The sequence below is a fragment of the Marinovum sp. PR37 genome, assembly GCF_028807375.1.
Lineage (GTDB): Bacteria > Pseudomonadota > Alphaproteobacteria > Rhodobacterales > Rhodobacteraceae > Marinovum > Marinovum algicola.
In genome coordinates this window covers 103,970-109,969 of record NZ_JARAML010000017.1, presented here as the reverse complement: position 1 = coordinate 109,969, position 6,000 = coordinate 103,970, and the positions used below count along the sequence as shown (strand labels likewise).

7 protein-coding genes and 1 pseudogene are annotated in these 6,000 nt (G+C 62.6%); 5 read left to right on the top strand and 3 right to left on the bottom strand.

Translation table 11 applies throughout. The features are described 5' to 3' along the window. The first annotated feature begins 109 nt into the window (after positions 1-109). Positions 110-250: a hypothetical protein gene (locus PVW49_RS15030; RefSeq protein WP_274590915.1), complete on the top strand. Its 141-nt coding sequence runs from the start codon at positions 110-112 to the stop codon at positions 248-250. Here PVW49_RS15030 and PVW49_RS15025 read toward each other — a convergent pair. The 3 genes and pseudogenes from PVW49_RS15025 to PVW49_RS15015 all read right to left on the bottom strand — a co-directional run bounded on the left by PVW49_RS15025 (position 241) and on the right by PVW49_RS15015 (position 1,899). Beyond that, positions 241-960, bottom strand: a complete 720-nt coding sequence (locus PVW49_RS15025) for a substrate-binding domain-containing protein (protein WP_274590918.1) — start codon at positions 958-960, stop codon at positions 241-243. The genes PVW49_RS15030 and PVW49_RS15025 overlap by 10 nt on opposite strands. Before the next feature lie 48 nt (positions 961-1,008). Further along, positions 1,009-1,152, bottom strand: a pseudogene (locus PVW49_RS15020) (helix-turn-helix domain-containing protein); the annotation flags it as partial. A gap of 93 nt (positions 1,153-1,245) precedes the next feature. Further along, complete coding sequence (locus PVW49_RS15015; RefSeq protein WP_274565438.1) at positions 1,246-1,899, bottom strand: GntR family transcriptional regulator; 654 nt, start codon at positions 1,897-1,899, stop codon at positions 1,246-1,248. A 191-nt stretch (positions 1,900-2,090) separates the two neighbouring features. Here PVW49_RS15015 and PVW49_RS15010 point away from each other — a divergent pair, with 191 nt between their 5' ends. From PVW49_RS15010 to PVW49_RS14995, 4 genes are all read left to right on the top strand, one after another. After that, positions 2,091-3,038 (top strand): TRAP transporter substrate-binding protein, encoded by a 948-nt coding sequence (locus tag PVW49_RS15010; protein WP_420415973.1) that lies wholly within the window; start codon positions 2,091-2,093, stop codon positions 3,036-3,038. A gap of 66 nt (positions 3,039-3,104) precedes the next feature. Next, entirely contained in the window at positions 3,105-3,668 is a 564-nt protein-coding gene (locus PVW49_RS15005) for a TRAP transporter small permease (RefSeq protein ID WP_274590913.1), read from the top strand. Beyond that, positions 3,665-4,945: a TRAP transporter large permease gene (locus PVW49_RS15000; RefSeq protein ID WP_048531621.1), complete on the top strand. Its 1,281-nt coding sequence runs from the start codon at positions 3,665-3,667 to the stop codon at positions 4,943-4,945. Before PVW49_RS15005 ends, PVW49_RS15000 begins: the two co-directional genes overlap by 4 nt. Beyond that, positions 4,942-5,958 carry a 4-hydroxythreonine-4-phosphate dehydrogenase PdxA gene (locus PVW49_RS14995; protein WP_074835582.1) on the top strand — a complete coding sequence of 339 codons (1,017 nt, stop codon included), beginning with the start codon at positions 4,942-4,944 and terminating at the stop codon, positions 5,956-5,958. Before PVW49_RS15000 ends, PVW49_RS14995 begins: the two co-directional genes overlap by 4 nt. The last annotated feature ends 42 nt before the right edge of the window (positions 5,959-6,000 follow it).

Here is a 6,000-nt window from a genome sequence, read left to right as displayed (position 1 = left end):
CAACATTCGGCATGATGGCACCACAGAAATTGAGTCGGACCCACAATTGGATGCCGATTGACAGATCGGCTATATCTCCTGCGCCCCCGGCTTCACCGAGCCGCATCGGGTGCTGAACGGCGCATCGGACCTTTTTGTCGCGCTATGGGGCGAGGAAAACGGAAAACACGCCCGCGCCGCGCTGACCCAGCACGAGCTTGGCCTGAACGCCCCGGTCGAGGCCGACATCACGATCGAACTTCACGCCTGAGCCCCGCGCAGACGTTTCAATATCCTGGCGTCCAGTTTCTCGCTTTTCGGGAAATTGGACACCAGCGCATTGATAAAGGCCTCGCAAGCCGGTGATCGGCGCTGGTCGCGGCGCACGATGGCATAGATGAACCGGTGGTCGAAATCCTTGCAGTCGAGGTTCAGCGGCACCAGTTCGCCGGCCTCGACCTCGCGCAGGGCGGCCTGCAAGGGCACATAGACAATCGACGTGGTGTGGACGGCGTGCCGGATCAGGAAATGCAGCTGATCCGCCACCATGATCGGTTTCGGGCGCGCCGCGATCTTGCGAAAGGCGCGGTTGATCAGGTGATGGATGCCGAAACTGTCATCGGGCAGCACGCAGGCCGCCTCGACCAGATCGCCCAGGTGCAGCCGCCGCCCGTCGGCCAGCGGATGCGATGGCGGCGCCAGCGCCAGCAGCGGCTGCTGCCACTGCCCGACAATCTCGATCATCGGGTGCGTAAAATGGTCGTAGACAAAGCCGACCTGGCAAAGATGCTGTTCCAGCGCCTCCAATACCCGCTCGCGCCCGCGGATCCGTACCCGGAAATCGATTGCCGGAAACTTCTGGCGAAACGCCTGGATCTGTTCCGAGAGGAAGGGATCGGAGATCCCCTCGACGGTGGCGATCGAGACGCTGCCGGCCTTCAGCTTCAGCAGATCCGAGATTTCGCCCTTGACCAGATCCACCTGGTCAAAGATTGCCGCGAAATGCTCGGCCGCGACCTTGCCGGCCTCGGTCAGCTCGACCCCATTGGCGCGCCGCTCCACCAGTTGGCCATCGAATTCGCGTTCGAGCTTGGCCAATTGCCGGCTGATCGCCGACGGCGAAACATGCAGCCGATCGGCCGCAAGCCGGATCGACCCCAGCCGAACGACCTCGAGAAAATACCGTCATGCCGTCAGATTGACCATCGCTGCATCGCCTTGCCTGTTCCAACCCTTCGCGGTGCCGCCTTTGCCCCGGGAGTCATGCTAGATGCTGTCCTTGACCCGATCCCAGGTCTTTTTGAGGTGGCTCGCCATGGTCTCGCCGAGGCGCGGCCCGTCCCTGTCCTTCAGCGCGCGCACCATGTCCTCGTGATCGGCGACCGCGCCGGACCAGGAATCGGGTTTCTGATTGCCGATGTAACGAATCCGCTTGAGCCGGGCCTGGATATTGGCCTGCATCTCCACCAGCGTTTCGTTCTTCGACAATTCCGCCAGCCGCGCGTGAAATTCCTGGTTCAGCTTGTAATAGGGCAACCGCTCGCCGGTGCGGTAACATTCCATCATCCGGTTATGAAGTTCGATCAGGGCCGAGATTTCCGGGTCGCTCGCCCGTTCACAGGCCAGTTCGCCGGCCAGCTTTTCGAGATTGCCCAGCACCTCGAGCATGGAAAACACGTCATCCGGCGTCAGCTTGCGCACGATACTGCCTTTCGAGGGCCGCACTATCACCAGCCCCTCGGCGGCAAGCGTGCGCAACGCCTCGCGGAACGGTGTGCGAGAGACCCCCAGCTCGTCGATGAGACGCGCCTCGTCGATTCGGCTCCCCGGCTCCAATGTTCCTTCAATAATCAGATCGCGCACCTTGCTCACGACCTGGTCATGGAGAGAGCGATTGGTGATGGCAAGCGAGGAACCCATCCACTAGTCCTTTGATTCAACTGCAATATTCGCGGCAATTTGCGGCAGATTCATATTATCCAAAAAAAACCTGTTCGTCCATACTTGCGACATGTATACAAAATACATTGGACGGATATGCGATTTGCTGTCCGCAAGGGAGAGGAGACCAATCAATGAAAATTCTCAGAACCGGCATAACTGCCAGCCTGATGGCCTGTGTTGCGGCGCTGGCCGGCGCCCCGGTGGCCGCCGAGACCTATATCGTCGCGGTGGGTGCCGCCTCGAACAGCCTTCAGGGACGCAGCGCCGCCAAGTTCGCCGAAGACCTCCGGGCCGAGCTCGGGGATGCCCATAGCGTCGAATTCTATGCCGACGGCCAGCTTGGCGATGAAAAGGAGCTGATGCAGAAGCTGCGGCTGGGCACAGTGCAGTTCACACTGGTCTCCTCGATCATGACCAACGTCGCGCCGGAATTCGCCCTGTTCGACATGCCGTTCCTGGTGCAGGATCGCACGCATCTCAAGGCGATCGATGCCGAGATCGTGCAGAAACAGCTTGCGCCCAAGGCCGAAGACGCCGGGCTCAAGGTGCTGTCGACCTGGGAAAACGGCTTCCGCCAGATCACCAACAACTCGCGCCCGATCAACACGCCGGCCGATCTCGACGGGCTGAAGATCCGCACGCCGTCCTCGGAATGGCGGGTTGCCATGTTCAAGGAATGGGGTGCAAACCCGACACCGATGTCCTTTTCCGAGGTATTCGTCGCCTTGCAGACCGGCACGATGGACGGCCAGGAAAACCCGCTGACCAACATCACAGGGGCGAATTTCCAGGAGGTGCAGAAACACCTGAGCCTGACTGGCCACGTTTATTCGCCAACCTATCTGACCACCGGGCTTCAAACGTGGAACGCCCTGCCCGACGACGTGAAATCCGCCGTCAGCAGCGTTGCCGCCACAGTGCAGGACTGGTCTCTGGCCCAGGGCGAAGCCGCCGACAATGCCTTGGTCGACAAGGTCAAGGAAGCCGGCATGGAAGTCAATGTCGCGGACAAGAAAGCTTTTATCGCGGCCTCGGCGCCGATCTACGAGGCCTTTGCCAACAAGGTCGAGGGCGGTGCCGAACTGGTGAACAGCGCCCAGGCTCTGGCCAACTGATCAACCGCAACAGCGTCGGCCGGGTCCCCCCGGCCGACGGCTTTTGACTTGAGGGGAATTTGCGCGATGGTCGCGAAATTCGAAAAGGTGATCCTCTGGATCATCGAAACTATCTGCCTGGCCCTGCTCGTCACGCTGGCCGTGGCGGTGATCTATTCCACCACCATGCGGTATCTCGGGTCGTCGCCGTCCTGGTATGACGAGATCGCCAGCGTTCTCCTGGCCTGGCTGACCTATTTCGGCGCGACCTATGCGCTGTTCCTGCGCCACCACATGAGCTTTGGCGGCATTGTCGCCGCGCTGCCGAAACGGGCCGCCGTGGCCCTGGCGCGGCTGTCCGAGGTGCTGGTGATCGGCTTTTTCGCGGTGGTCGCCTGGTACGGCAATGCGGTTCTGGCGGTGGCGAAGTGGGATTCGCTGCTCTCGATCCGCTGGATGACGCTCGACATCGTGCAATCGGTGATTCCGATCACCGCCGTGCTGATGATCCTCGGCACCCTGCTGACCATGCCGCGCGCGCTGCGCTTTGCCGCCTCGGGGATCGATGCCGAACACGCCGAGATTGAACAGGCCATCGCCGAGGCCGAACGCGAAAACGAGAAAATGTCCGGAAAGGACACGACGAAATGATCCTTCTTGCCACCACGGTTTCGCTGATCGGGCTAATCCTGATCAACGTGCCGATTGCCGTTGCCATCGGCATTGTCGCCCTGGGCGGCCTCCTGCTCACTCCCGGCGGCGCCACGCTGTATGATATGGCCATCGCGCTCTACTCCGGCACAACGTCGTTTCCGCTGATCGCCATTCCGCTGTTCATCCTCGCGGGCAACCTGATGAACACCTCGGGCATTTCCGTGCGCCTGATCAACTTCGTCACCGCGCTGATCGGCTTTGTCCGCGGCGGGCTGGGCATGGTGAACATCGGCGTCTCGATGGTCTTTGCCGAGATCTCGGGCTCGGCCGTCGCCGATGTGGCCGCCACCGGCACCGTTCTGATCCCCGAGATGAAGAAACGCGGCTATTCCCGCACCCTGGCCGCGGCCATCACCTCGTCCTCGGCCTCGCTCGCGATCATCATCCCGCCGTCGATCCCGATGATCCTCTACGGCGCGATCGCCGAGACCTCGGTGCTCAAGCTCTTCATCGCCGGTGTCGTGCCGGGTGTGCTGGGCGGCGTGCTGTTGATGACCGTCACCTACATCATGGCCGTGCGCTACGACCTGCCCCGCGCCGAAGGGTTCGACCTCGGCCACGTCTGGCGCTCGTTCAAAGAGGCGCTCTGGGCGCTGATGATGCCGGTCATCATCCTGGGCGGTATCTTTTCCGGCCTAGTGACGGCGACCGAAGGCGCCGGGCTGGCGGTGTTGGCGGCGCTGGTGATCGGCATCTTCATCTACCGCGATCTGGATGTGTCGCGCCTGCGCAAGGTGATGCTCGAAGGGGTCAGCCAGACCGGCGTGGTCATGTTGCTGGTCGCCACCTCGGCCGCGCTGGGGCTGTTTCTGACCCAGGCGCAGGTGCCGCAGCAACTGGCGCAGCAGATCACCGAACTGACCACCAATCCGCTGATCGTGCTGGCGCTTCTGAACCTGCTGCTGCTGGTGCTGGGCATGTTTCTGCACGGAGCCGCGGCAATCATCCTGGTGGTGCCGGTGGTCATGCCGCTGGTCAATGCAGTGGGCATCGATCCGATCCACTTCGGCATCATGGTGACGCTCAACCTCGCCATCGGACAACAGACGCCGCCCGTGGCCTCGGTGCTGATCACATCGTGCTCGATCGCCAAGGCGGGCATCTGGGAAACCTCGCGCACCAATCTGCCCTTCATCGGCGTGCTCGCCTTCATCCTTCTGCTGGTCACCTATGTGCCGCAGGTGTCACTCGCTCTTACGGGGTTCATTCAATGACCGATCCGAAACCACGCATCGCCATCATTCCCGGCGACCCCTCGGGCATCGGGCCGGAACTGATCGCCCGCTTGCTGAACGAGGACGGCGTGCGCACGGCCGCCGAGATCCTGCTGATCGGCGATGCCCATGTCTGGCAACAAGGCGCCGAACAGGCAGGGCTTCCGCTGGATCTGATCGAAACCGGCGAGACCGAGATCGGCTCGCAGGAGGGGCTGGCCTGGCTGCCGATGCAAACCATCACACCCGACGAGGTGCGGATTGCCGAGGTGACGCAAGCGGGCGGAAGATGCAGCCTGCGCTGTCTCGACAAGGCGCTCGATCTGGCGCTGGCAAACAAGGTCGACGGCGTGCTTTTCGGCCCCTTCAACAAGGCGGCGCTGACCAGCGCCGGCCTCGACGCCGAGGATGAGCACCGCTACATGGCGCGCTACATCGGGTTTGACGGATATCACAGCGAAATCAACGTGTTGGGGGATCTGATGACCACCCGCGTCACCAGCCACATTGGCCTGCGCGACGTGGCCGAGCGGATCACCACCGAAGCGGTGGAAAAGGCCATCGGCCTGGCCGAAGACACGCTGAAACGCGCCGGCAACACCCGGCCGCATATCGCCGTGGCCGCGCTCAACCCCCACGCCGGCGACAATGGCAAATTCGGTCGCGAGGAGATCGACGTCCTGCAACCCGCGATCGACGCCGCCCGGGCCCGGCAGAAAAATGTCACCGGCCCCTGGCCCTCGGACACGGTATTCCTCAAGGCGCAACGCGGCGAGGTCGATGCCGTGGTCACCATGTACCACGACCAGGGACAGATCGCGATCAAGCTGATGGGGTTCGATCGGGGCGTGACCGTGGCGGGCGGCTTGCCGATCCCGGTGGCCACGCCGGCCCATGGCACCGCCTTCGACATCGCTGGCCAGCGGCAGGCCAATGTCGGCGCGACGCTGCAAGCCTTCAACCTGCTCACCCGCATGGCACGCAACCACCGCGCCGCACGCGCCGCGGCGTGACCTTCAAATCGGAAAAGGCCGGCACATCCTGGCCGGCCTTTT

Excerpts from the sequence above, each read along its gene's own strand:
- PVW49_RS14995 (WP_074835582.1), top strand. The coding sequence starts at position 4,942 with ATGACCGATCCGAAACCACGCATCGCCATCATTCCCGGCGACCCCTCG.
- PVW49_RS15010 (WP_420415973.1), top strand. The coding sequence starts at position 2,091 with ATGGCCTGTGTTGCGGCGCTGGCCGGCGCCCCGGTGGCCGCCGAGACC.
- PVW49_RS15005 (WP_274590913.1), top strand. The coding sequence starts at position 3,105 with ATGGTCGCGAAATTCGAAAAGGTGATCCTCTGGATCATCGAAACTATC.
- PVW49_RS15000 (WP_048531621.1), top strand. The coding sequence starts at position 3,665 with ATGATCCTTCTTGCCACCACGGTTTCGCTGATCGGGCTAATCCTGATC.
- PVW49_RS15015 (WP_274565438.1), bottom strand. The coding sequence starts at position 1,899 with ATGGGTTCCTCGCTTGCCATCACCAATCGCTCTCTCCATGACCAGGTC.